The organism is Microbacterium radiodurans (assembly GCF_008710705.1).
GTDB classification, from domain to species: Bacteria; Actinomycetota; Actinomycetes; order Actinomycetales; family Microbacteriaceae; genus Microbacterium; species Microbacterium radiodurans.
This window is the reverse complement of the sequence record NZ_VYRZ01000003.1, coordinates 592461-616541: the sequence shown is the minus strand read 5'-3', so window position 1 is coordinate 616541 and position 24081 is coordinate 592461. Positions and strand designations below refer to the sequence as shown.

Sequence of the window (24081 nt, the reverse complement as noted above, 5' to 3'; positions counted from 1 at the left end):
CTAAACGTCCGGGACCTTCCGAATCCCCTGGGAGTCGGCGCTCGCGTTTGCGTTCGCTCGCGTTTCTCGGAATCGTGGCCGACTCCGCAGCAATCCACGGAAGGAGAGCTTCATGCTCACGCTCACCGAGAACGCCGCCACCGCGGTCAAGAACCTCACCGCTCAGATCCCGGCTGACACCGGAGGCATCCGCATCAGCGACTCCGGCTCCCCCGAGACCGGCTTCGCCCTCTCCCTCGCCGAGGCTCCTCACGAGGCGGACTCCGTCGTCGAGGCTGACGGAGCCCGCATCTTCGTCGACCAGGCAGCAGCCGTCGCGCTCGACGACCGCGTCCTCGACGCACAGGTCGACAGCGAGGGCGGCGTGAGCTTCGCCCTCGGCGTCCGCGGCTGACGCGCGCACTTTTCGAAGGTCCCCGGCGTGATGCCGGGGGCCTTCGTGCGTTGCGCCACCGCGTAGGCATCGAGAGCATGGAACACCCTCCAGAGTTGAGAGCACCGAGTAGGCCCGGTAGCGTCCGACCATGCGCCCCCAGCTCGCCATTGACGCCTTACCCGCGCCCACGGCGCAGATCGGCCGTCGCGGAGCTCGTTCAGCGACCGCTATCCGCGTCACTGCAGTCGTCGCGCTAACTCTCGCCGCATCGCTCCTCTCCGGATGTGCCTTCGTAGCCGCTGACGAGTCACCGGCATCCGAAACCCGCACGGAGACGGCGAAACCCGCCGATGCCTGGGAGCCGAGCCTGCCCACCTGGGACGGACTGCCCTCGAACCCGATCTCGCCCGAGGAGTATGCCGCGACCTTCATGCAGGCGAACCCGCACAACCCCCAGCATCGCAAGCTCGACGGCATCCTCGAGTACTACACCGAGGCCGCGGCCGCCTTCCCATTCACCCTCCCCGACGGCTACACCTTCCCTGTCGACCCTGGCTACTACGACCGGCCCGAGGACGGCCCGTACTGGTCGGAGATCGTTACGGCCAACCGCATCTTCTGGTACTGGGAATTCGCCAACGTGGATGCCGCGCGAACGGCCCTCTCGCACGGCGACAACGAGGCCGCGACCGCCTACTTCGACGTCATCCGCGACGGGTATCTGTCGGCCGCGTTCCCCAACAACTACGCCGGGGACATACCGTCCAAGTGGTACGACAACATGCACGGCGCGATGCGCGACGGCGACTTCGACTCGTACGACAACCTCATGCACAATCCGTTCCCGTGGGAGCCGCCCGCGGGATGACCGAGCTCGAGAGCAAGACTGGTGTGCCCGCGGGGTCGCGCGTGCCCGCTCCGCCGTTGGACACAACGACTGTCGACTCCGCACCTCGCTCTCGCCACCGCACCGTGATGCTGCTGGTCACGGCGGCGACCTTCGTCGTGCTGAGCGTCGTCTCGACAGCCGCAAACGGATGGTCGAGCGAGGTGACAACAGCCAACGAGAAGATCGCCGGCGACTTTGCTGACAACGACCTACTCCAACGCACGAGCGCCGTCGCGGCCACCGCTGAGGCGTATCCGATTGCCGCGATCCGATATGAGCTCGCGCTACCCGCAGGCACTTCCGTGCCGCCGGGCATCACGTGGGAGATCCTCGGCCAGACCAGCTCGACCGTAACGGTCGGCGTCGTGTACCGCGAGAGCCAGGTCCCGAGCGTCCTGCTCCCCAATCCGACACCGTGGGGCACCGCCTGCCGCGAGTTCACCGTGTCGCCCGGATCGACGGTCGAGTTCGTTCACGTCGCCTGTCCGCCGGGATTCGGGGAACCCTTGACGGACGGCTGAACCGGACCATGTACGCCCCATGGTTGCAACATCATCGATTGTTGCGACACGATAACAGCACCAACCTCGACGGGACGGTCACATGACCCGAAGCTCGCGCGCGACTCGCCTCGGTTGGGTAGCGCTCGCCGTTGCGGTCGTGCTGCTGTGCATCATCTGTTCAAGCGCTGTGAGCATCGCACGACAACCCGACTGCGTCGCCGGGCTTGCCGTCACGCTTCTGCCGCCGCTCGCGACGTGCGGTGCGCCCACAGCGGTGCAGGCGGCAGGCGGCTGGATCTGCGCTGCCGCGGTCTACGGAGGGACGCTGTTCGCTGTGATCGTCGGCGTTGTAAGCCTCGTCCGCCGATCACGCGCGCACCGGTCGGCACTCGGCATCGTCGCCCCTCTGGTCTTGCTGTCGGGTCTCGTCTGCCTGTCGATCGAGAGGCAGAACGGAGGCTTAGGTCTGTTGTACGCGTCCGTGGGGTCCGCTTCGGCACTGGTGATCGGCAGCCTGCTCGCCACGATCCGGGCCGCCCGGCTCGCGCATTCCTCGCCCGATCTCGTTGAGGCGCGCTGACACGAGACCGCCCACGGGGCGAACCCTGGGTCGGGAGTTCTGGTGGTTCCGCCAACACGCCGATGACGGGGAACCGCCCGCCTCGGGCTGATCGGTCTCCGCTCCCCGCCCGTAGGGTGGAACAGATGGAAGACCTGGTCGTACGCATCGTTCTGCTCGTCGTGATGGTGGGGTCCGGCATCCTTCTCATCTGGATGGCGAACGCCACGGCCAGCGGGCGCCTCGGACGCAACGGCCTGGCCGGCATCCGCATCCCGAGCACGATGGCCAGCGATGAGGCCTGGCTCCTGGCTCACCGCCGCGCGAAGCGACCCACGCTTCTCGCCGGCTACGCGTCGATCGTGGTCGGCCTCGCGGCAATGCTTCCGGTCTCTCCCGCCGTCCTCGGTGCCATCGTCATCGGCGGCAGCATCCTGATGCTCGTCCTCGTGCTCTACGGCGCGCGCGTCGGGGCTCGAGCCGCGAATACCGCGCCGTAGCGCGGCGAACCGAACTCAGGAGAATGGCCGTTCACGACGCCGCTTCACCCCGGTTTCACGCGGGTGCCGCGACCCCTCACGACCGATTCTCCTGAGTTCTGCACCACCAGCCGCATCTCGAAGGCGGCAACCGCCGCCCCCGGCCTCAACCGCCGAGGTCCACCCGCCAATAGAGCGAGCCGTCCGGCGCACGGTCGAGCACGCCCATGTCGACGGCGCGGCGACGGAAGAACGCCGGGTCGGCCACGAACATCCGCAACCGCTCGTTCAGCGCCGATTCAGCGACGCGCTCCCCCGGTTCGATCACCCGACGCGCCACGGCGGCGACGGCCGCATCCACACCGTCGATCGGCAGATCTGACACCGCGATCCGCTCACCCCCGAGCACCGCGAGCGCGCCCAGCCGCGCATCGAGCGCCGCCACCGCGTCACGCACGAACGCCTCGCTCAGCACCACCCGCCCGTCGACGCGGTCGGCCACACCGCTCGACACGAAACCGTCGAAACGCGGGTCACCGGCCGCTGCCGAACCGCTGAGCACTTCCGCAAAAGCGGCTCGGAGCCGATCGGCGCGCAGCATGGCCACCAGCGAGCGGACGGGACGAAGCGAGACGGACACCCTGGCATCCTCGCGCCCGCTCGGCCCCGGAGCAACCGATCCGAGGTGACCGTCGGCCAGGATGGAGACAACGACCACTTCCGAGACCGATGGAACGAGTGACCCGTATGCGACGGATGCCGCCGACCCGCCCGATCGCCACGATGACGCTGCTCGCCGCTGTCCTCGGCGCCGGCCTGAGTGGATGCGCGGCAACGGACCCGCAGCCCCCGACGATCACCGAGCCCGCCGAATCTGCCGCAGCTACCGAGTTCGGCGATCTGGCCGCCGCCGTGATCGCCGCCGTCCCGCGCATCACCGACGTGACCGATCCGGCACGCTCGCAGAACGGCCTCGGCGAGCGCCTGCAGCTGACGCTCCTCGTCGACCGTCCCGACCCCCTCGACGCGGAGGAGCTGGACGCCGCGGTCGAAGCCATCTGGCGCACGCTGCCCTGGGAGCCCAATGCCATCGCCCTCGTCGCGGGCGTCGGCACGGAGGGCGATGCCGAACCCGTCGACCTGCGGACCGCCGCAGCCGAACTCGCCCCGATGGGTCACACCGACGCCGGTCAGGGCGGCGTGAGCTTCGTCGACATGGCGGAGCGCTACGGCGCGTGGACGGCGCCGGAGTAGTCCCCGCGAAGGCGCCGTCAGCGGCACCGCCGCGCCGGTCAGCCGCGCGGGGTCTCGGCGACCTCGACCTCGACGTGGTAGTCCGTGCCGTCGACGTCGCTGATCGTGACGGGCGCGTCGAACTGTGAGCCGGTCGTCGGATCGGTGAGCACGCAGTCCACCTGCGTCCCGTCGACGAGATCCACCGAGTCCGACCCGCAGTCCATCTCGGGACGCATGCCGACCTGTTCCTCCAAGGCCGAGGCCGCGAGGTCGGCGATCTCCGACGACGGCACGGTCAGGTTCGCGCTCGCGCTGACCGAGCACGCCGACAGCAGCGCCGTGGCGGCGACGAGCGGAACGGCGAGCAGACGGATGCGGTGCGGGATCGACATGAGGCTCCTCGAGGAAAGCGCGCTCGGCGCGCGGGGTGACGTATCGCGCGCGGCGAGCACCGCGCACAGCCACGCTTTCAGATCCCCGGGATTGCCGCGGACGGTTGACACCACCGAGACTGATCCCGTGAAGATCGCCATCGCCGGCGCAACCGGCATCGTCGGAACCCACGTGCACCGCATCGCCCGCGAGCGCGGCCACGAGGTCGTCCCCCTCTCGCGCAGCACCGGACACGACCTCGAACACGCCGCAGGTACCGGCAGTGCCCTCGCCGATGCCCTCACCGGCGTCGACACGATCATCGACGTCAGCGGCATCCAGACCCTCTCGCGCCACCGCTCCATCCGCTTCTTCGAGTCCGTCTCCGAGGCCCTGCAGACCGCCGGTGTCGCGGCGGGCGTCCGCCACCTCGTCGCCCTCTCCATCGTCGGGATCGACGGCGTCGACGCCTCGTACTACGGCGGCAAGCTCGCGCAGGAGCGCGCCGTGCAGCGCGGCGCCCTGCCGCATACGCTGTTGCGGGCGACCCAGTTCCACGAGTTCGCCGAGCAGACGATGGCGCGCGGATCCCTCGGCCCGATCACCCTCGTCCCGGCAGCGCGGGTGCGTCCCATCGCCGCCCGCGACGTGGCCGACCGCCTCGTCACCCTCGCCGAGGGCGAACCGCTCGGCCGCGCGCGCGACCTCTCGGGACCGCGGGACGAGCGGCTGCTCGACATGATCCGCCGCGTGATCCGGGCCCGCGGCATCCGCCGCCCCACGTTCGAAGTGCGCCTGCCCGGATTGTTCGGTCACGCCATGGAATCGGGGCACCTGCGCGGCACCCCCGACGCCGACCGCGCGACGCTCACCTTCGCCGACTGGCTCGACAGCGACGACGCACGCTGATCAGTCGTCCTGGTCCGGGGCCGCCGCGACGCGCCGCAGCCGCGTCCACCCGCGCCAGCCGCGCTCCTCGAGCAGCTCGATCAGGCGCCCCGCAGCCGGGGACGACGCGAGCATCCGCGAATCGAGCAGGTCGATGAGCCCCTGCTCCAGCCCCAGCTCATCGGCCGCCCCGGACGCGAGCGCCCGGGTGTTGATGCGATCGAGGATGTCGGCGACCTCGACCACGCGCGGGTCATCGGCCGTCCACGACAGGGCGTCGCTCAGCAGCCCGTAGAGCCTCACGAGGTCCGGGTCGTCGAGATCGCGATGCTTGCCGGCGATGACCTCGTCGATCGTGTCGGGCAGCTGCGCCGCGACGAGGATCCACGCGTCCCGCTCCTCCTCGATGTACCCCTCGGCCACCCCCATCGCCCGCAGCCGATCGAGGTAGCCGACGACACTCGCCGGCAGCGCGAGCTGCTCCCCCGCCGCCAGCTGCGCGAGGCGCGCGCGGGCGTCCTGCAGCCGTCGCACCTCCGCGCGCAGCCGCGCATCGATCTCGCGGATGCCGCGGCCGAACTCCGCCGCGTCGGCGTCGAGCAGGTCGGCCACCCGCGCCAGCGGCACACCGGCCGCCGCGAGCACGTGGATGCGGATGAGCCGGACGACCGCGTCCGCGTCGTAACTCCGGTACCCCGACCGGTCGCGCTCGGGCTCGGGCAGCAGACCGACCCGGTGATAGTGCCGGACGGCGGCGACCGTCACGCCCGCGTACGCCGCCAGCTGGCCGATCGTCAGCATCCGTCCGCCTCCCGTGTCCGCCTCGCCGTCATCACATCCGCACCACGATCATCACGTGATCCTGCGCCGATAGACAGCGAGCGCCGCGACGAAACCCACCACCAGAATGCCGACGCACCACGCCACGGCCACCACGACCTCGCCGCCCACCGGCCGTCCCGCGAACAGCGCGCGGAGGGAGTTCACGATCGAGGTGACCGGCTGGTTCTCGGCGAACCACCGCACCGGCCCCGGCATCGAATCCGTGGGCACGAACGCCGAGCTCACGAACGGCAGGAAGATCAGCGGATACGAGAACACGGTCGCGCCCTCCACCGACGATGCCGACAGCCCCGCGATGACGGCGAGCCACGTGAGCGCCAGCACGAAGAGCACCAGGATGCCGATCACCGCCAGCCACGCCGCGACCCCCGCCCCGGTGCGGAACCCCATCAGCAGCGCGACGGCCACCACGACGGCGACCGAGACGAGATTCGCGACGAGAGAGGTGAGCACGTGCGCCCAGAGCGTCGCCGACCGTGCGATCGGCATCGAGTGGAACCGGTCGAAGATCCCGCCCCTCAGGTCGCTGAAGAGGCGGTACCCGGCGTAGGAGACGCCCATCGCGACCGTGATGAGCAGGATGCCGGGCAGCATGTAGTCGATGTAGCTGCCGCCGCCGGCATCCGTCCGGATCGCCCCGCCCAGGACGTAGACGAACAGCAGCATGATCGCGATCGGCATGACCGCCGTCGTGATGATCGTGTCGGGGCTGCGGAGGACGTGCCGGAGCGAGCGCCCCGTGAGGGTGGCGGTGTCGGCGAAGAAGTGTGCGGCCATGGTCCTAGTCCCGTCCTGTCGCGGTGTCGCCGATGACGGCGAGGAAGATCTCTTCGAGCGAGGGCTGCTTCTCGACGTACTCGACCCGCACCGGCGGCAGCATCCGCTTCAGCTCCTCGAGAGTGCCGTCGACGATGACGCGCCCCTCGTGCAGGATCGCGATGCGGTCGGCGAGCGCCTCCGCCTCGTCGAGGTACTGGGTGGTGAGCAGCACGGTCGCGCCGCCGGCGGCGAGTTCCTCGACCGCGCGCCACACCTCGATGCGCCGCTCCGGGTCGAGACCCGTCGTCGGCTCGTCGAGGAACACGACGGGCGGGTCGCCGATGAGGCTCATCGCGATGTCGAGGCGGCGCCGCATCCCGCCCGAGTACGTCCCCGCCTTGCGGCCGGCGGCATCGGTCAGGCCGAACCGGTCGAGCAGACGGTCGGCGACCCGTCTCGGCTGCGCGAGGTGGCGCAGCTTCGCGACGAGCACGAGGTTCTCGCGCCCGGTGAGAATCTCGTCGACGGCGGCGAACTGCCCGGTCAGGCTGATCGACTCGCGCACCCGCGCGGGCTGGGTCGCAACGTCGAACCCGGCGACGCCGGCCGAGCCCGCGTCTGCCCGCGCGAGCGTCGAGAGGATCCGCACGAGCGTCGTCTTGCCCGCCCCGTTCGATCCGAGCAGCGCGACGATGCTGCCGCGCTCGACGTCGAGGTCGACCCCGCGCAGCACGCTCACCTTCCCGAACGACTTCTCAAGATCCCGTACCCGGATCACCGGCCCGCTCGACGCGGTCATCTGTTGCTTTGCATCCGTCACGGTCCGCTCCTTTCTCGCCGCCGCCCGCCCATCGGGCGACTCGAGATCAGGATGCGGGGTTGATGCAGCATCAAGGTCAAGCCCGAATCCGCACTCCTTCGGCATTGCGGCCCGCACGGCCGAGCGCAAGCCCGGGCGGCAGGAGGGGGCGGTCGTGTTGACTGCGGGAATGACGAGCTGGACCGAGACCGTTCTGTGGTGGCACGTGTACCCGCTGGGGTTCACCGGGGCGCCGATCCGTCCGGAGGAGCCCGTTGCCGACACCGTGCATCGCCTCCCGCGCATCGAGGCGTGGCTCGACCACGTCGTCGAGCTCGGACTGAACGGACTCCTCCTCGGCCCCGTGTTCGCGTCCGAGACGCACGGCTACGACACCGTCGACTACTTCCGCATCGACCCGCGCCTCGGTGACGAGGGTGACCTCGACCGGCTCATCGCTGCGGCTCGCGAGCGCGGTATCCGGGTGCTGCTCGACGGCGTGTTCAACCACGTCGGTCGCGCGCACCCGTCGTTCCAGGCCCTGACCGAGGCGGGACCCGACGCCGACACCGCCGAGCTGTTCCGGGTCGACTGGAACGGCTGGACGTCCGGCGCTTCGATCCGCGCGGACGTCTTCGAAGGCCACGACGCGCTCGTCGCCCTCAACCACGACTCCCCCGCGGTCGCGGACCTCGTCGTCGACGTCATGACGCACTGGCTCGATCGCGGCATCGACGGCTGGCGACTGGATGCCGCGTACGCCGTGCCGCCGGCGTTCTGGGCACGCGTGCTCCCGCGCGTGCGCGAGCGGTTCCCCGACGCCTGGTTCCTCGGCGAGGTGATCCACGGCGACGCGCCGAGCATCGTGCGCGATTCGACCATCGACTCCCTCACACAGTACGAGCTGTGGCAGGGCATCTGGCACGGCATCGCGGACCGCAACCTGTTCGAGCTCGCGCACGCGATCGAGCGCCACGTCGATCTGCTGTCGGAGTTCGCGCCGCAGACCTTCGTCGGCAACCACGACGTCACCCGCATCGCGTCGGCGGTCGGCGTGGACTTCACGCCGCACGCGATCGCCGTGCTGTTCACCGTCGCCGGCATCCCCTCGGTCTACGCGGGAGACGAATACGCCTACCTCGGCCAGAAGGAGGAACGCCTCGGCGGCGACGACGCCGTGCGGCCCGAGTTCGCCGAGCATCCGCCGGCGCCCGAGACGCTGGGCGACGACGCCGAGCGGATGCTGCGCCTCCACCAGCAGCTCATCGCGATCCGGCGGCAGCATCCGTGGCTCCACCGGGCGCACACCGACGTCATCCACACCGCCAACACGGCGATCGTGCTGCGGACCGCGACCGGCTCGGGCGCGATCGTGACGGCGCTCAACCTCGCCGACGACGCCGTGACGGTTCCCGTGGCCGACGCTCGGGAGGTACTCGCGGGCGACGCGCGGCTCGACGGTTCGCACGCAGAGCTGCCGCCGCGGGGCTTCGCCGTGCTCTCCTCGTAAGCCGGCGCGGGCGGCGCGGGTCGCGGCCTGCGCGGTGGGCGCGGTCGCGGGGCGGTCCCGCGTCACCTCACCGGAAGTCGCGGGACCGGTGCTGCACGCTCACCCGCAGATCCTCGAACGCGTCGGCGAGGATGTTCACCACCCCCTCGTTGGAACGCTCCAGCATCCCGCGCACGATCAGCGCCGGGCTGTCGCGCACGACCCGCCGGTACCGCTGCCACATGCCGGTCGAGCAGATGATGTTCATGAGCCCGTGCTCGTCCTCGAGGTTGAGGAACGTGATCCCGGATGCCGTCGCGGGACGCTGCCGGTGCGTCACGAGCCCGGCGACCTCCACCCGGCGGCCGGTCTCGTGCTCGCGGAGATCGCCCGCCGTGAGCACGCCCCGCGCATCGAGCTGCGAGCGGTAGTGCGTCATCGGGTGGTCATCGGGCGAGATGCCCGTCGCCCACAGGTCGGAGGCGAGCACGTCGTAGCTCGACTGATCGGTGAACAGCGGCGGCTGGACGGCGATCAGCGAATCGGGCAGGTACTCGATGCGGTCCTGCGCCGCCGATCCCGCCAGCCAGATCGCTTCGCGGCGGGAGTGGCCGAAGCACTCGAGCGCGCCCGCGGTGGCCAGCGCCTCGAGCTGCGTCGTGTCGGCGCCGGTGCGGCGGACGAGGTCGCGCATGTCGCGGTACGGACCCGACGCCTCGCGCTCGGCCACGATGCGCTCGGCGAATGCCGTGCCGATGCCGGTGATGGCGGCGAGCCCCAGCCGCACCGCGACGTTGCCGTCCCGCCGGTGCGCGGCAGACTCATCGGGCGCCTTGATGTCGAACACCGGCACGGGGGGCTGCTCCCCCAGGCAGGAGTCGAGTCCGGTGGGGGCGACGCGTTCTGACTCGCCTGCGGCTCGCTCGACGTCCGGGGTGGAGACGGGCTCGAGCACGGCCTGCGCGCCGGAGAGCAGCAGATCGGGCCGACGCACCTGCACGCCGTGCCGCCGCGCATCGGCCGAGAGGGTCGCCGGCGAGTAGAAGCCCATGGGCTGAGCGCGCAGCAGTCCCGCCAGGAAGGCCGCCGGATAGTGCAGCTTGATCCACGAGCTCGCGTACACGAGCAGACCGAACGACAGCGAATGGCTCTCGGCGAAGCCGAAGTTCGCGAAGGCCTGGATCTTCGCGTAGATGTCGTCGGCGGCATCCCCGACGAGTCCGTTCTCGGCCATGCCGGCGTAGAGCTTCTGCTTGAGGGAGTCGATGCGCTCGATCCCGCGTTTGGACCCCATCGCGCGCCGCAGCAGATCGGCATCCTCGCCCGAGAGCCCGCCGATCACCATGCCCATCTGCATGAGCTGCTCCTGGAACACCGGCACGCCGAGGGTGCGCTCGAGCACGCCCTTCAGCTTCGGATGCGGATACGTCGTCTTCTCGTAGCCGAGCTTGCGCCGCACATAGGGATGCACCGCGCCGCCCTGGATCGGTCCCGGCCGGATCAGCGCGATCTCGATCACCAGGTCGTAGAACCGGCGCGGCTGCAGACGCGGCAGCAGTCCCATCTGCGCGCGCGACTCGACCTGGAACACCCCGACCGAATCCGCCCGGCACAGCATGTCGTAGACGGCCGCCTCCTCCTTCGGCAGCGTCGACAGCTCGAACCTCTCACCGGTCGCGCCCTCGATGAGGTCGAAGCAGTACTGCAGGGCGGCGAGCATGCCGAGCCCGAGCAGATCGAACTTCACGAGCCCCATCCACGCGGCGTCGTCTTTATCCCACTGGATGACGGTGCGATCCTGCATCCGGGCGTGCTCGATCGGCACGACCTCGCCCACGGGCCGATCGGTCAGCACCATGCCGCCGGAGTGGATGCCGAGGTGCCGGGGAGCCTTGAGCAGTTCGGCGGCGTATGCGAGCACCCGCTCGGGGATGTCGTGGTCGGGACCGGTGTCGAGCGTCGCCCCCCAGCGCTCGACCTGCTTCGACCAGGCGTCCTGCTGCCCGGGCGAGTGCCCGAGCGCCTTGGCCATGTCGCGCACCGCGTTCTTCGGCCGGTACTGGATGACGTTGGCCACCTGCGCCGCCCGGTCGCGGCCGTACTCGGCGTAGACCCACTGGATGATCTCCTCGCGCCGGTCCGAGTCGAAGTCGACGTCGATGTCGGGCTCTTCCTCGCGCAGGGCCGAGAGAAACCGTTCGAACGGCAGCTGGTAGTAGATCGAGTCGATCGCCGTGATGTCGAGCAGATAGCAGACGGCGCTGTTCGCGGCCGATCCGCGCCCCTGACACAGGATGCCGCGCCGCCGCGCCTCCTGCACGATCCCGTAGACGATGAGGAAGTACCCCGGGAAGTCCTTCTGCTCGATCACGGCGAGCTCGCGCTCGATGCGGTCGCGATCCTGCGGCGGAAGGTTCGGATACTTCCGCGGAACCGCCTCCCACACGATCTGCCGGAGGTACGACATCGGCGTGTGCCCCTCGGGCACCGGCAGCTTCGGCAGGGCCGGCTTCGCCCGTCGCAGCGGGAACGCCAGCTCGTCGGCCAGATCGACCGTGCGCGAGACGGCGCCGGGGTACCGGCGGAACCGTCGCATCATCTCGGCTCCCGACCGCAGGTGCGCGCCGGCGTGGGCGGGCAGCCAGCCGTCGAGCTCGTCGAGACCGCGACTGGCCCGCACGGCCGCGATCGCCGCGGCGAGGTGCGCCTTCTCGGGGACGGCGTAGTGGACGTTGTTCGTCGCAATGACGCCGAGCCCCCGCTCGCGGGCGAGGCCGGCGAGGATGTCGTTGTGCCGGGTGTCGAGCGGCTCGCCGTGGTCGATCAGCTCGACCTCGACGGCATCGGGGCCGAAGCGCGCGACGAGCGCGTCGAGCTCGGCGGCGGCCGCACCGGCCCCCGCGCGCAGGAGAGCTTGCCGCACCGCGCCCTTGCGGCATCCGGTGAGAATGCTCCAGTGCCCGTCGGCGGCGTCGGCGAGGTCATCGAGCCGGTAGCGCGGCTTGCCCTTCTCGGCGCCGGCGAGCTGGGCCTGCGTCAGCGCGCCGGCCAGCCGGTGGTACCCCTCCTCGCCCCGCGCGAGCACGAGCAGGTGGGCACCGGGTGGATCCGCCTCGTTGCGTGCCGCGCCGACGCGCTGCGGCAGGTCGAGCGAGAGCTCGGCCCCGAACACCGTCTTGACCGACAAGTGCTCGGCGGCCTCGGCGAAGCGGACGATGCCGTAGAAGCCGTCGTGGTCGGTGACGGCCAGCGCGTGCAGCCCGAGCCGCTCGGCCTCTTCGACGAGATCCTCGGGCGACGACGCGCCGTCGAGGAAGGAGTACGACGTGTGCGCGTGCAGCTCGGCATACGGAACCGCATTGTCGGGACGCTCGATCGGCGGGGCGGTGTAGGCCCCGCGCTTGCGCGACCAGGCGGGGCTGTCTCCCCCGTCGGCTCCCGGCGGCGCGCTCGGGGCGCGGTTGCCGCTGAGCAGCCGCTCCATCTCGGACCACGACACCGACGGGTTGTTGAAGCCCATCAGTCGTACCGCCCCTCGATGAACCACTCGCCGCCGTCGCAGACGAGCAGCCAGGCCGTCTGGGTCGCGTCGACGACCTGGAAGCGGTGGGCGCGCCGGGCGCGTTCGGGATCCCACAGCCGTTCGAACACCGGCCAGGGCCCGGCCCACGAGCGGATGCCGCGCGATCCGTTCGCGGAGACCATCGCCGCCGGCACGGCCGTCGGCTCGCCGCGGCCGTCGACGGCCACCATGTCGCCGTCGCGATCGACGACGGCGAGCGGGAGCGCCGCGGCGTAGACGGTCGAGGGCAGCGGGTCGGGCAGGCTTCCCGGCCACGGCCGGTCGCTGTCGCTGTTCGGCGACCGGTCGCCCCACGGCACGAGCACCTGCCGCTCGCTCAGCCAGCGCCCGCCGCCCACCACGGGGGTCACGACGCCGCGGTGCCCGAGCATCGCCTGCACCCGCGACAGGGCGTGGTGCACGCGCTGCTCGGGTCCGGAGCCGAAGAGCGAGACGGCGTGGTGGGATGCCGCATCCACCGCCTCGGGCTCGATCGTCACCTTCGCGACACCGCTGACGAGCTTGCCGCTCTCGGCCAGCTGCCAGCGCACGCGGTCGACGACGGCGGCGGCGTCGAAGGTGCCCGGATGCAGCCACACCCGGTTGCTGGTCTCGCCCCGGTCTCCCGTGAGGATCACCCGCAGCTCGGTGCAGACGAGGTCGACCGCGCCGAGCCCGGCGATGAAGTCCTCGGCGGCGACGCGCATGCCGAACGCCACCTGGTCGGCGATCTCGAGCGGCGGCTCGAAGGCCACCTCGCGATGGAGCTCGGGCGGCGGCGTGCGCGGGGTGACGGGGCGGGAGTCGGCTCCGGCCGCGAGGGCGTGCAGCCGCGCGCCGCGGAACCCGAACCGCTCGACGAGACGGTCGGGGTGGATCGCCGCGAGGTCGCCGAGGGTCTGCACGCCGAGCCGGGCGAACAGGTCGACCGTGTCGTCGTCGAGCACCGCGATCGACAGCGGCGCGAGGAACTCGGCCGACCGCCCGGCCTCGACGACGTGGATCGGCCGGCCGGCCCGGGTGCGCGCCCGCGCCGCCTGCTGCGCGGTGAACGGACCATCGGCGAGGCCGGCGCGCGCGTCGATGTCACCCTCGGTGACGGCCGCCAGCAGCGCGCCCGCCGCCTCGGTCTCGCCGCCGTAGAACCGCGCCGGGCCGCGGGCGCGCAGCGCGCACAGCCCCGGCTGCAGCACCTGCACCCCGGGTGCCATCTCTTCGAGCCGGGCGACCAGCGGAGCGAACTGCCGGTGATCGCGCGCCTCGTCGGCCTCGGCCACGCGCAGCCCCGGACACCGCGCCTGCGCGTCGCGACGGCGCTGCCCCCGCCGGACACCGTCGGCCCGAGCCGCCGCCGAGCACGCGACGACGACGCCCTTCGCGAAGACCGCGACCGGTTCGCCCGGCTCGCCGCCGCTCTCGCGCCGCAGCGCCACGACCGGCCAGTCGGGCACCCAGATCACGAGGCTGCGGACGGGAGCCGGAGCGTCGCTCGCCGGCGGCGGCGGCGCAGCTGAAGCCGGCGGCGCAGCCGGCACGGGTGGCTCCGAAGCAGCCGGGGCGGTCACCGCTCCGGCTCGCGATGCGGCCGGGGCTTCCGTGATCGTCCCCGCGTCGGCCTTCTCGACCGTCCGTGTCGCGGTCGCCACCTCAGACCGCCCGTCGCATCGGGATCGGCTCCGACAGCGGTGTTCCGGCTGGCGCCGTGCGCGCGCCGAGGTCGTGCTGCGGCATCTCGGCGAGCGCCCCGTCGGTTGCGGGCAGCAGCACCCGCGCCGAGCGCGGCACCGGAGAGCGCCGGCTCGAGACCGTCACCGTCAGCTCCCGTTCACTGAGGTAGCCGTCGCCGTCGCCGAGTCCCGACCACCGGGCGTCGGCGACGTCGAGCATCGCCTCGGTCTGCGGCCACGGCCCCTGCACGAGCAGCACCGCCCCGCGATCGCGGAGCCGTCCCGCGAGCTTGGAGATGTCGGCATCCTTCGCCCGCTCGGGCGGCCGCACCGCGACGACCGGCAGCACGTCGGCGATCGTGGCGGTGACCGCCAGCCAGCGCGGCCCCGGCTCGGGGATCAGCACGACGCGGGAGAGATCGACTCCGGCGCGTTCCGCCGCCTCGGCGCCGAATCCCGGCATCCCCACGACACCGCACCACGACCCCGCCTGCGACGGCTGCGCGAGCAGCGCGAACAGCAGCGACAGCGACGACCCGAGCGAATACGCCGAGCCGGGACGCAGCCCCCGCCCGGGCAGCAGACCGGCGAGGGCGGGATGCGTGGGAAGCGAGGGAGCGTCGAGCCGGCGCCCCTGCATGCGCTCCATCTGCGCGCGCAGACGCTGCACGTCTGCAGCGGCAGCGGGATTGCGCATGATCGACCTCACTCATCCAGGCTAGAACATGTGTTCTAAGCCCTCAACCGTGAGTTCGAAGATACGCACGACCTCCGACATCGCCTCCGGCATCTCCCCCCGAGCCGAACGTGCGCCCAACGGTGGGGACGGGATCAGGCGCAGTTCCATACATGAGGCGCGGAAAAGACCGCGCCTCACGCACAAACCTGCGCCGCACACCCGACGTCAGCACCGACCGCAGCGCGGCCGCCACCGGCCGACGGCTACGCCGCGAGGGTCAGGTACGGCTCCCAGCTGGGGTCGGTGCGCTCGGTGCCGCGCACCGTCCAGTGCGCGCCGCGAGGCGGCTGCGGCGCCCAGCGCAGCGCCCACCCCATCTCCTGCGGGGTGTGGTCGCTCTTGGCGTTGTTGCATCGCAGACAGCACGCGACGAGGTTCTCCCACGAGTTGCTGCCCCCGCGCGAGCGCGGCAGCACGTGATCGATCGTCGTGGCCGCCTTGCCGCAGTAGGCGCAGCGGTGCGCATCCCGGCGCAGGACGCCCCGACGCGTCACCGGCACGCGGCGCACGTTCGGAATGCGCACGTAGCGGGTCAGCACGATCACCGCCGGTCTGTCGTAGACGCCGTCGATCCCGAGGACCGGATCTCGGTCGTCGTGCTCGATGACCGTGGCCTTGTCGTTCATGACCAGGATCAGTGCTCGGCGGAAGGAGACGACCGCGAGCGGCTCGTATCCGGCGTTCAGAACCAGTGTGCGCATGATGTCCTCTCGAACCGCCCTGACGGCTTCAGCGGTTGTCCGATGCGAGTGACGCCGCGCGTGCTGAACGGGAGCGAGCACGAAAAAAGGCGCCGTCATGAAGACAGCGCCTTGAATCACGGCCGAGGCCGCAGGTGTGCACACGATGCCGCAGGACGTAGCGACCGAGAGCATTCACGGTTCGAATGCCTGGTTGATGTCCCATCGGCTCCCCCTCGACGTACGCGAGTGTCGGGATCAGGGTAATACACCCCGGCCGGACGGAGGCCAACGCGGGATGAACGAATCGGAGCGTGTCCTCCCGGGCGCGACCGCGCTCCTCCCGCACATGCGAACGGCCGGAGGCGCGATGCGCTCCGGCCGTTCGGACGAGGGGATCAGGCGCCGTTGGTGACGAGCCAGTTCTCCGCGTTGACATAGGTGCCGTCGACGACGATCTCGAGGTGCAGGTGCGTGCCGAACGCGCGGCCGGTGTCGCCCACCTGGCCGAGCAGCTGACCCGCGCTGACGGTGTCGCCGACCTGGACGGCACGGGTGCCGTAGGTCATGTGCGCGTAGAGGCTCGTCACGTTCACGCCGTTGATGTTGTGCGCGACCTTGACGTAGACGCCCCACCCCGGGCCGCTCTCGCTCGACGCGACGACGGTGCCGTCGGCGACGGAGTAGATCGGCGTGCCGCCGCCGACCATGTAGTCGGTGCCGCGGTGCCCGGCGTACGGGGTGCCGAAGTTGTTGAAGCTCATGAGCGGCCGGCGCACGAGGCCCGAGCCGGGAGCGACGAGCGGGATCGGGTCGCTGTAGGTCGACGACGACGACGAGGAGGCGGTCGAGCTGGCGGCGGAGAGGCGGCGGGCGAGAGCCTCGGCGGCGGCCTTCTCGGCTGCCTCCTGGTCCTTCTTCTTCTGGATCTCCTCCGGCGTGGTCGCCGTGAAGCCGCTGCGGTCGAGGGCTGCCGGAGCCGCCTCGGAGCCGACGACGAGCGACTGCGCGTTGCTCGCGGCGACCTGCTGCAGCGTCTGCGCCTCGGCCGTCTCGCCGCGGACGGCGGCGAAGGCGGGGATCGCGACGGTGGCGACGAGGCCGACGACGGCCGCGAGGGTCACGGTGCTGCGAACGGGATGCTGGACGCTGCGCCGGCGCGCGGCGCGAGTTGTCGTGGCGACCGTTCCCGCGGTCTTAGCGACGGGGCGTCGGAATCCGATGCGCATCGCTCGACCGGGACGGTCGGGACTCGTCGGGTCGACTTCGGGCGTGTCTGCCGACGAATCGTTGTGTTCAGCCAAATCAGTCCTCCGGCGCCTCCGCGCCTTCTGGGCGCTGGCTCGTCGGTACTGCGTGACGGGCACGCGACGTTCGGGTGTCACCGGGCGGACGACGAGCCGAAAAGGCAATCCGCGCAGCGGTCTCGGGCGGGCTTCTCGCCTGGAGACTTCTCGAGGCTACCGGAAGGTAACGAATAAGTCACGTTCCCGTCCCCGGCGAAGACGCGCATGCGGCGACCGATCAGATTGCGAGCTCGGCGATGAGCGCCTCGACCCGCGCCCGGATGTCGTCGCGGATGGGGCGCACCGCGTCGAGGTCCTGACCGGCCGGGTCCTCGAGCGTCCAGTCCTCGTAGCGCTTGCCGGGGAAGATCGGGCAGGCGTCGCCGCATCCCATGGTGATGACGACATCCGATGCGCGCACGTCGTCCGTCGTGAGGATCTGCGGCGTGTTCGCGGTGATGTCGACGCCTTCCTCCGCCATGGCGGCGACGGCGACCGGGTTGATCCGATCCGCGGGCTCGCTGCCGGCCGACAGCACCCGCACGCGGCCTCCCGCGAGTTCGCGCAGGTAGCCTGCGGCCATCTGCGAGCGTCCCGCGTTGTGGACGCAGACGAACAGGACGGTGGGTGTCTCCGGCATCTCTCGTACTCCTCGGGTCGGACCGGGCTCTCCCCGGCGCTCGGCGTGGCCAGTCTGCGCGCGGACATAGACAGCTGTCAATATTGATGTTTGTCTATGTTCATGCCCGTCGGTGAACTGCTGCCCGTGCGCGACCTCCAAGCATGTTGCGCGCCGCTCACGCGCGAACCCATCGGTGCGGACAACGCCGAGTCGCTGGCGAGAACGCTGCGTGCGCTCGCCGATCCGGCTCGCTTGCGCTTGATCTCGATGGTCGCATCCCACGAGGGCGATGAAGCATGCGTCTGCGATCTCACCGAGCCGCTCGGCCTCTCGCAGCCGACGGTCTCGCACCACCTGCGTGTGCTCACCGATGCCGGGTTCCTGTCCCGTTCCAAGCGCGGCACGTGGGCGTACTACCGGCTCGTGCCGGGCTCGCTCGATGGCGTCGCCGCGCTGCTCGCGACGGTCTAGCCGGTGTCCTCCCGCGGGGTAGCCGCAGAGTTCATCGGAACCCTCGGACTGGTCACCGTCGTCGTGGGCTCCGGCATCGCTGCCTCGCGGCTCTCGCCGGCTGATGCCGGCCTCCAGCTTTTGGAGAATGCTCTGGCGACGACGGCGGGCCTGTTCGTGCTCATCGTCGTCTTCCAGCCCATCAGCGGCGCACACTTCAATCCGGTGGTGTCCGTCGTCGACGCCGCCCTGGGCTACCGGCGTTGGCGGGATGTGCTCGCGTACGTCCCGGCACAGATCGCGGGAGCCGTCGGCGGCGCGATCCTCGCGAACGCCATGTTCGGACTCGACGCGGTGAGCGTCAGCTCGAACGAGAGGCTCACGTGGTCGCACGCACTCTCCGAAGTGGTGGCGACGGCGGGTCTCGTCGTGGTCGTGTTCGTCCTGGCTCGAACAGGTCGCGCGAGATACGCCGCGCCCGCGGTAGCGGCTTACATCGGCGCCGCCTACTGGTTCACCAGCTCCACATCCTTCGCGAACCCCGCCGTGACAGCCGGACGGGTCTTCTCCGACACCTTCGCCGGCATCGCTCCGGGCAGCGCAGTGATGTACGTCGCCGCGCAGCTCTCGGGCGGCGCACTCGGGTGGGCGCTTGTGCTGCTGCTCGCTCCGATCCAGCGCCGCGACGGTGTCAGGATCGGGTGAGGAAGATGTGCGAGGCGACCTCGACGGGAAGCTCGAGCCCCTCGCCGTTGCCGTCCATCTGCACGAGGACGTAGCCCTCGGAGAACTGGAAGGTGCCGGTGCCGCCGGGTACCACGCCCGCCGCCCGCAGCTGCTGCAGGAGCTCGGGATCGACCTGCGCCGGCTCGGCGAGGCGGCGGACGGTCGCCGTGATCGGGCCGCCCGCCTCGTTGAGCAGGCGCACGAGGCCGACGACGCCGTCGTCGAAGGTGCGCGCCGGAACGTCGCCGAGCTGGTCGAGTCCCGGGATCGGATTGCCGTAGGGCGACTCGGTCGGGTGGCCGAGCAGCTCGATGAGACGGCGCTCGACGAGTTCGCTCATGACGTGCTCCCACCGGCACGCCTCTTCGTGGACGTACGCCCAATCGAGGCCGATGACGTCGCTGAGCAGACGCTCGGCGAGGCGGTGCTTGCGCATCACGTCGACGGCCTTCTGCCGGCCGCTGTCGGTCAGCTCGAGCGAGCGGTCCTCCGACACGACGACGAGACCGTCGCGCTCCATGCGACCGACGGTCTGCGACACCGTCGGTCCGGAGTGGCCGAGCCGCTCGGAGATGCGCGCGCGCAGAGGCACGATCGCCTCTTCTTCGAGCTCGAGGATGGTCCGCAGATACATCTCTGTCGTGTCGATGAGGTCGGTCATCTCAGCCTTTGCCTTGCGCGCGATGGTGGGGACTCAACCCTATCCGTTGCCACCGACGACGGCGCGAGAGGAGCAGCGCCCGCCCCCTAGAATCGCCTCATGGCGCATGTCACCCTGCCTCGAGACATCCTTCCCCGCGACGGTCGCTTCGGCTGCGGTCCCGCGAAGATCCGCCCGGAACAGGTCGCGGCCCTCTCGGGTCCCGGCTCGATCCTGCTCGGCACGTCGCACCGCCAGTCGCCCGTGAAGAGCCTGGTCGGCCAGGCGCGTTCGGGTCTGTCCGACCTCCTGCGTCTGCCCAAGGGCTACGAGATCATCCTCGGCAACGGCGGGTCGACGGCGTTCTGGGATGCCGCGGCATTCGGCCTCATCGAGAAGCGCAGCCAGAACCTCGTCTTCGGCGAGTTCGGCGGCAAGTTCGGCGCAGCCGCCGAAGCGCCCTGGCTCGACGCCCCCGACATCCGCAAGAGCGAGCCCGGCACCAGTGTGCGCGCCGAGGCCGTCGAGGGCGTCGACGTCTACGCCTGGCCGCACAACGAGACCTCGACCGGCGTCGCGGCGCCCGTCGAGCGGGTCGTCGGCGACGACGGCGCCCTGACCGTCATCGACGCGACAAGCGCCGCGGGCGGCATCGACTTCTCGGTGTCGCAGTGCGACGTGTACTACTTCGCCCCGCAGAAGAACCTCGGCTCGGACGGCGGCATCTGGTTCGCGGCGGTGTCGCCGGCGGCGATCGAGCGCATCGAGCGGATCGCGGCATCCGGGCGCTACATCCCCGAGTTCCTGAGCCTGAAGAACGCGCTCGACAACTCGCGCCTGAACCAGACCCTCAACACCCCGGCCGTCGCGACGCTGTACCTCCTCGACAAGCAGCTCGAGTGGATCCACAGCAACGGCGGACTGCAGTGGGCGGCCGATCGCACGGCGGAGTCGTCGAACGCGCTCTACGAATGGGCGGACGCCTCGTCGTACGCGACGCCGTTCGTCGCCGACCCCGCCGACCGCTCCCCCGTCGTCGTCACGATCGACTTCGACGACTCGGTCGACGCGGCAGCGGTCGCGAAGAGCCTGCGCGGCAACGGCATCGTCGACACCGAGCCCTACCGCAAGCTCGGCCGCAATCAGCTCCGCGTCGCGACCTTCGTGTCGATCGATCCCGACGACGTGCGCCAGCTGATCAAGTGCATCGACTACACGATCGAACGCCTCTGACCTCGTCGTCAGGGTGAAACGAAGAACGGATGCCGCAACTCGCGGCATCCGTTCTTCGTTGTCGAGACGTCGAGCTCAGCGCTCGTATGGCGACTCGTCGTGATCGGAATCGTCGTCGCCCGAGTCGTCATCCTCGTCGGAGTCGTCGTCCTCGTCGGAGTCGTCGTCCGAGTCGTCGTCCTCGTCCGAGTCGTCGAGCTCGTCGATGTCGACGCCGTCGACGTCGCCGCCGTGCGTGACGGCGGTGCTGCCGTCGGCGAAGTCATCGGCATCCACCTCGTCATCGTCGTCGTCGAGGTCGTCGTCATCGACGATGTGGTCGTCGAGATCGTTCTCGACCTCGTCGTCTTCGTCATCGAGGTCGTCGGCGTCGTCGTCCTCGGCGTTCTCGGCCGCAGCGGCCTGTGCGGCCTGGTAGTCGGCCAGACGCACGGCCCACGGCACCCACTCGGGCGCGAGCAGCGCGCCCTCGGTGGGCAGCAGCTCCACTTCGAGCACGGTCGGCTCGGAGTCGGGAACCACCGCGACGCTCACGGTCCACAGCCAGCCGGGATAACCCGGGAGAGTGGTGGCGAAGCGCAGCGACACGACACCGTCGGCTTCGATCACGTAGTCGACCGGGTCGCCGACCGTCGTCGCGGGGGTGACCTCGCGCAGCGCGGCCAGAGCGAGGTCGTGGGCGGTGGTGAGCCGCTCGTCCACCGACTCAGGCGTCGAGGTCATCGGCGACCTTGCGCAGCACGGCGGCGATCTTCTTGCCGTGGCCGGCGCTGGGGTAGCGACCGCGACGCAGGTCCGCGCCGATGCCGTCGAGCAGCTTGACGAGGTCCTCGACGATGATCGCCATGTCGTCCGCAGGCTTGCGGTTGCGCTTGCTGAGGCTCACGGGAGCTTCGAGCACGCGGACCGCGAGCGCCTGGAGACCGCGCTTGCCGTCGGCGACGCCGAACTCGAGACGGGTGCCGGGCTTGAGCGAATCGGTGCCGGCGGGAAGGGCGGTGGCGTGCAGGAAGACGTCCTGGCCGTCATCGGTGGAGATGAAGCCGAACCCCTTCTCGTCGTCGTAGAACCTGACCTTGCCGGTGGGCATGTGGATACCTCGCTGAGACGGCCCGCCGTGGCGGGTGGGGCTGAGTGCCGGGGCGCTCCGCCCCGACCTCCAGACTACGCCACGGGCGCGAACCGCTACGCTGGTGCGGATGAGCACTCCCGCGCCGAGCGATGACCTGCCGGTCCGCCGAATCGACCGCATCCTGGCGTTCATGTCGCTCGGGCTGCTGCTGCTGGCGATCGTGTGCTTCTTCGCCATCATCATCGGGACCGCGACCGGGATGGAACAGGCCGACTTCGGTGCCGGCATCTGGCCGACCGTGAGCGCGATCGTCTACGTCGCACCGCCCGTCGCGTTCGCCCTGCTCCTGACGGTGCTCATCATGACCTTCGTGCGACGGGGCCGGGCCAACAAGGGCCGGTGACGTGTCACCCGTCGACGCGCGTGCGCTCGCGAGCTGGCTCGCATCCGCCGATGATCGCGTCCTGACGGACCTCTTCGCGGCGCGCCAGGTGCCCGCGGCGCCGGGCTGGAACGACTTCTTCGACGCCGCCGAGGCCTTGCTGGAATCGGCCTCGATCGCGCGCGGGGCCGCACTGCTGTCTCGCGACCTGGTCGCCGCTCTGGGCGACGCCGTCGCCACCGGCGGCAGCGTCGCCGCGGGACCCGAGCGCGACTCCCTCGTGGCTCGGGCCTTCGTGCGACCCGACGGGACGCCGTATGGCTCGGTCGCCGACGCGTGGCCGGCGCTGACGACCGCGGCGACGACAGAGGCGGAGCGGGAGCCGGCCGCGCGGCCCGCGACCGACGCGATCGCCTCGGCGTCGGGTACCGAGAACGACGCACAGCTCGCCGAGCGCGCCTTCGCGGTCGTCGCCGCCCTCGCCGACGTCATCCATGCGACGGGTCCCGCGCCCCTGGCCCGCACGGGTGCCGGCACGCTCGGTGCGAGCGACCGCCGCCGCCTCATCGAGCTCGGAGCGGCAGACGATGCCGAGACCGCCGAACAGCTCGTGGCGATCGGCGCGGAGGCGGAGCTGCTGCGCTCCGCCGAGCGCGACTGGCGCGTCACCGCCGACGGGGCCGCCTGGCTGACCCGGAACACCGTCGATCGATGGGTGAGCATCGCGCAGCACCTCCGGGACGCCCTCCCCCCGGCGCTGCGCGGATCGCGCGGCGAGGTGCTCGACGCCGGCGAGTGGGAGCGCGCCTACCCCCTCGACCCGTCCTGGGCCGCGCGCGCCCGCGGTCTCGCCGATCGCTGGCGCGCCTGGGCCATCATCGACGCGGCCGGACGGCCGAGCGGATGGTCGACGAAGTTCGTGGCCGGCGGCCCGGTCGACACCGCCCTCCTCACCGACCTGCTGCCCGGAGAGGTCGACCGCATCTTCCTGCAGAACGACCTGACCGCGATCGCGCCCGGCCCCCTCGAGCCGGCGATCGACGCGCGGCTGCGCCGGGCGGCGAAGCGGGAGTCCCGCGCGCAGGCCTCGACCTACCGGTTCTCGGCCGAATCGATCGGTGCAGCCCTGGCAGCGGGCGAGGATGCGGCATCCCTCACCGAGTTCCTGCGGACGATCTCGCTCACCGGCCTGCCGCAGCCCCTCGCGTACGAGCTCGAGCGCGCCGCGGCGCGACACGGTCGCATCCGCGTCCGGGCGAACGCCGACGGCGGCACCCGCGTCGAAGCCGACGAGCCGCTCCTCGACACGCTGCGCGTCGATCAGGCCCTCCGACCCCTCGGACTCGTCGGCGAGACCGGCGCGCTCGTGAGCCGCAGCTCGCTCGACACGGTGTTCTGGATGCTGAGCGACGCACGGTACCCGGTGGTGGCCGTCGACGCCGACGGGCAATCGCGCGTCCTGCGGCGGCTCCGACTGGCCGCGGCACCCGAGCCGGAACGACCGCGCCACGACGACCTCGTCGCACGGCTGCGCGGAGCGCGCGGCACCGATGACGAGGCCGCCTGGCTGGTGCGGGAGCTCGAGCACGCCGTCCGTGCGCGCGCCGTCGTCGTCGTCACGGTGCGGCTGCCCGACGGCGCGGCGCGGGATTTCGTCCTGGAGGCGACCGGCCTCGGCGGCGGGCGCCTGCGCGGACGCGACCGCGCCGCCGACGTCGAGCGCACCCTGCCGGTCTCGAGCATCTCCGCCGTCCGGCTTCCCTGAGCCCATACGCTTCCGACGGTGACGACGCGGGCCGACCCGCACGCGTCACCGGTAGACTGGCTCGC

The 24081-nt window shown here is 71.0% G+C and carries 27 protein-coding genes; 13 read left to right on the top strand and 14 right to left on the bottom strand.

Annotated features, from left to right (window positions below; genetic code table 11):
* The first annotated feature begins 112 nt into the window (after positions 1-112).
* The 5 genes from F6B42_RS13175 (at position 113) to F6B42_RS13155 (ending at position 2827) form a co-directional block, all read left to right on the top strand.
* Positions 113-394, top strand: a complete 282-nt coding sequence (locus tag F6B42_RS13175; protein ID WP_150420134.1) for a HesB/IscA family protein — start codon at positions 113-115, stop codon at positions 392-394.
* A 412-nt stretch (positions 395-806) separates the two neighbouring features.
* A complete protein-coding gene (locus F6B42_RS13170; protein ID WP_150420133.1) occupies positions 807-1244 on the top strand; it encodes a hypothetical protein in 438 nt (145 codons plus the stop codon).
* The gene (locus F6B42_RS13165; protein ID WP_191089362.1) at positions 1241-1786 is read left to right on the top strand and encodes a hypothetical protein; all 546 of its coding nucleotides are present in this window, start codon (positions 1241-1243) and stop codon (positions 1784-1786) included. The genes F6B42_RS13170 and F6B42_RS13165 overlap by 4 nt, the downstream gene beginning before the upstream one ends.
* A gap of 82 nt (positions 1787-1868) precedes the next feature.
* Positions 1869-2348, top strand: coding sequence for a hypothetical protein (locus tag F6B42_RS13160; protein ID WP_150420131.1), 480 nt, complete (start codon positions 1869-1871; stop codon positions 2346-2348).
* A 125-nt stretch (positions 2349-2473) separates the two neighbouring features.
* Positions 2474-2827: an SdpI family protein gene (locus F6B42_RS13155; protein ID WP_191089361.1), complete on the top strand. Its 354-nt coding sequence runs from the start codon at positions 2474-2476 to the stop codon at positions 2825-2827.
* Between the two features lie 145 nt (positions 2828-2972).
* Here F6B42_RS13155 and F6B42_RS13150 read toward each other — a convergent pair whose 3' ends face one another.
* Positions 2973-3407 carry a DUF2087 domain-containing protein gene (locus tag F6B42_RS13150; protein ID WP_150420129.1) on the bottom strand — a complete coding sequence of 145 codons (435 nt, stop codon included), beginning with the start codon at positions 3405-3407 and terminating at the stop codon, positions 2973-2975.
* 155 nt (positions 3408-3562) lie between these two features.
* Here F6B42_RS13150 and F6B42_RS13145 point away from each other — a divergent pair, with 155 nt between their 5' ends.
* Complete coding sequence (locus F6B42_RS13145; protein WP_150420128.1) at positions 3563-4060, top strand: hypothetical protein; 498 nt, start codon at positions 3563-3565, stop codon at positions 4058-4060.
* Positions 4061-4098: 38 nt separating this feature from the next.
* Here the strand turns inward: F6B42_RS13145 and F6B42_RS13140 are convergent, their stop codons facing one another.
* A complete protein-coding gene (locus F6B42_RS13140; RefSeq protein ID WP_150420127.1) occupies positions 4099-4434 on the bottom strand; it encodes a DUF4333 domain-containing protein in 336 nt (111 codons plus the stop codon).
* 127 nt (positions 4435-4561) lie between these two features.
* Here F6B42_RS13140 and F6B42_RS13135 point away from each other — a divergent pair, with 127 nt between their 5' ends.
* Positions 4562-5323, top strand: coding sequence for an SDR family oxidoreductase (locus F6B42_RS13135; protein ID WP_191089360.1), 762 nt, complete (start codon positions 4562-4564; stop codon positions 5321-5323).
* Here the strand turns inward: F6B42_RS13135 and F6B42_RS13130 are convergent, their stop codons facing one another.
* Genes F6B42_RS13130 through F6B42_RS13120 form a run of 3 tightly spaced genes read right to left on the bottom strand, consistent with a single transcriptional unit; the run spans position 5324 to position 7703 of the window.
* On the bottom strand, positions 5324-6103 hold the full coding sequence (locus tag F6B42_RS13130; RefSeq protein ID WP_150420125.1) for a MerR family transcriptional regulator: 780 nt from the start codon (positions 6101-6103) through the stop codon (positions 5324-5326).
* A 51-nt stretch (positions 6104-6154) separates the two neighbouring features.
* On the bottom strand, positions 6155-6922 hold the full coding sequence (locus F6B42_RS13125; RefSeq protein WP_150420124.1) for an ABC transporter permease: 768 nt from the start codon (positions 6920-6922) through the stop codon (positions 6155-6157).
* A gap of 4 nt (positions 6923-6926) precedes the next feature.
* A complete protein-coding gene (locus F6B42_RS13120) occupies positions 6927-7703 on the bottom strand; it encodes an ABC transporter ATP-binding protein (protein ID WP_150420293.1) in 777 nt (258 codons plus the stop codon).
* A gap of 190 nt (positions 7704-7893) precedes the next feature.
* On the opposite strand from F6B42_RS13120, the gene F6B42_RS13115 reads away from it, so the two are divergent.
* A complete protein-coding gene (locus F6B42_RS13115; RefSeq protein WP_150420123.1) occupies positions 7894-9213 on the top strand; it encodes an alpha-amylase family glycosyl hydrolase in 1320 nt (439 codons plus the stop codon).
* A gap of 67 nt (positions 9214-9280) precedes the next feature.
* Here the strand turns inward: F6B42_RS13115 and F6B42_RS13110 are convergent, their stop codons facing one another.
* The 6 genes from F6B42_RS13110 to F6B42_RS13085 all read right to left on the bottom strand — a co-directional run bounded on the left by F6B42_RS13110 (position 9281) and on the right by F6B42_RS13085 (position 17766).
* Entirely contained in the window at positions 9281-12712 is a 3432-nt protein-coding gene (locus tag F6B42_RS13110) for an error-prone DNA polymerase (protein ID WP_150420122.1), read from the bottom strand.
* Complete coding sequence (locus F6B42_RS13105; protein WP_150420121.1) at positions 12712-14289, bottom strand: DNA polymerase Y family protein; 1578 nt, start codon at positions 14287-14289, stop codon at positions 12712-12714. The genes F6B42_RS13110 and F6B42_RS13105 overlap by 1 nt, the downstream gene beginning before the upstream one ends.
* Positions 14290-14401: 112 nt before the next feature.
* Entirely contained in the window at positions 14402-15118 is a 717-nt protein-coding gene (locus F6B42_RS13100) for a hypothetical protein (protein WP_150420292.1), read from the bottom strand.
* Positions 15119-15363: 245 nt separating this feature from the next.
* The gene (locus tag F6B42_RS13095; RefSeq protein ID WP_150420120.1) at positions 15364-15861 is read right to left on the bottom strand and encodes an HNH endonuclease; all 498 of its coding nucleotides are present in this window, start codon (positions 15859-15861) and stop codon (positions 15364-15366) included.
* Positions 15862-16238: 377 nt separating this feature from the next.
* The gene (locus tag F6B42_RS13090) at positions 16239-16964 is read right to left on the bottom strand and encodes a M23 family metallopeptidase (RefSeq protein WP_223878499.1); all 726 of its coding nucleotides are present in this window, start codon (positions 16962-16964) and stop codon (positions 16239-16241) included.
* Between the two features lie 400 nt (positions 16965-17364).
* A complete protein-coding gene (locus F6B42_RS13085) occupies positions 17365-17766 on the bottom strand; it encodes an arsenate reductase ArsC (RefSeq protein ID WP_150420118.1) in 402 nt (133 codons plus the stop codon).
* A gap of 102 nt (positions 17767-17868) precedes the next feature.
* Here F6B42_RS13085 and F6B42_RS13080 point away from each other — a divergent pair, with 102 nt between their 5' ends.
* Complete coding sequence (locus F6B42_RS13080; protein ID WP_150420117.1) at positions 17869-18219, top strand: ArsR/SmtB family transcription factor; 351 nt, start codon at positions 17869-17871, stop codon at positions 18217-18219.
* A gap of 3 nt (positions 18220-18222) precedes the next feature.
* Positions 18223-18903: an aquaporin gene (locus F6B42_RS13075; protein ID WP_150420116.1), complete on the top strand. Its 681-nt coding sequence runs from the start codon at positions 18223-18225 to the stop codon at positions 18901-18903.
* Here the strand turns inward: F6B42_RS13075 and F6B42_RS13070 are convergent.
* The gene (locus F6B42_RS13070; protein WP_150420115.1) at positions 18890-19585 is read right to left on the bottom strand and encodes a metal-dependent transcriptional regulator; all 696 of its coding nucleotides are present in this window, start codon (positions 19583-19585) and stop codon (positions 18890-18892) included. The two genes, F6B42_RS13075 and F6B42_RS13070, sit on opposite strands and share 14 nt — an antisense overlap.
* A gap of 99 nt (positions 19586-19684) precedes the next feature.
* Between F6B42_RS13070 and serC the strand changes: the two genes are divergently transcribed.
* Entirely contained in the window at positions 19685-20797 is a 1113-nt protein-coding gene (gene serC / locus F6B42_RS13065) for a phosphoserine transaminase (protein WP_150420114.1), read from the top strand.
* A gap of 75 nt (positions 20798-20872) precedes the next feature.
* Here serC and F6B42_RS13060 read toward each other — a convergent pair whose 3' ends face one another.
* Together F6B42_RS13060 and F6B42_RS13055 are read right to left on the bottom strand one after the other, a co-directional pair.
* Positions 20873-21520 (bottom strand): DUF3027 domain-containing protein, encoded by a 648-nt coding sequence (locus F6B42_RS13060; RefSeq protein ID WP_150420113.1) that lies wholly within the window; start codon positions 21518-21520, stop codon positions 20873-20875.
* On the bottom strand, positions 21504-21887 hold the full coding sequence (locus tag F6B42_RS13055) for a cold-shock protein (protein ID WP_150420112.1): 384 nt from the start codon (positions 21885-21887) through the stop codon (positions 21504-21506). Before F6B42_RS13055 ends, F6B42_RS13060 begins: the two co-directional genes overlap by 17 nt.
* A 109-nt stretch (positions 21888-21996) precedes the next feature.
* Here F6B42_RS13055 and F6B42_RS13050 point away from each other — a divergent pair, with 109 nt between their 5' ends.
* Both F6B42_RS13050 and F6B42_RS13045 read left to right on the top strand, forming a co-directional pair.
* Positions 21997-22272, top strand: a complete 276-nt coding sequence (locus F6B42_RS13050; RefSeq protein WP_150420111.1) for a multidrug ABC transporter ATPase — start codon at positions 21997-21999, stop codon at positions 22270-22272.
* Position 22273: 1 nt separating this feature from the next.
* Entirely contained in the window at positions 22274-24016 is a 1743-nt protein-coding gene (locus F6B42_RS13045) for a helicase-associated domain-containing protein (RefSeq protein WP_150420110.1), read from the top strand.
* The last annotated feature ends 65 nt before the right edge of the window (positions 24017-24081 follow it).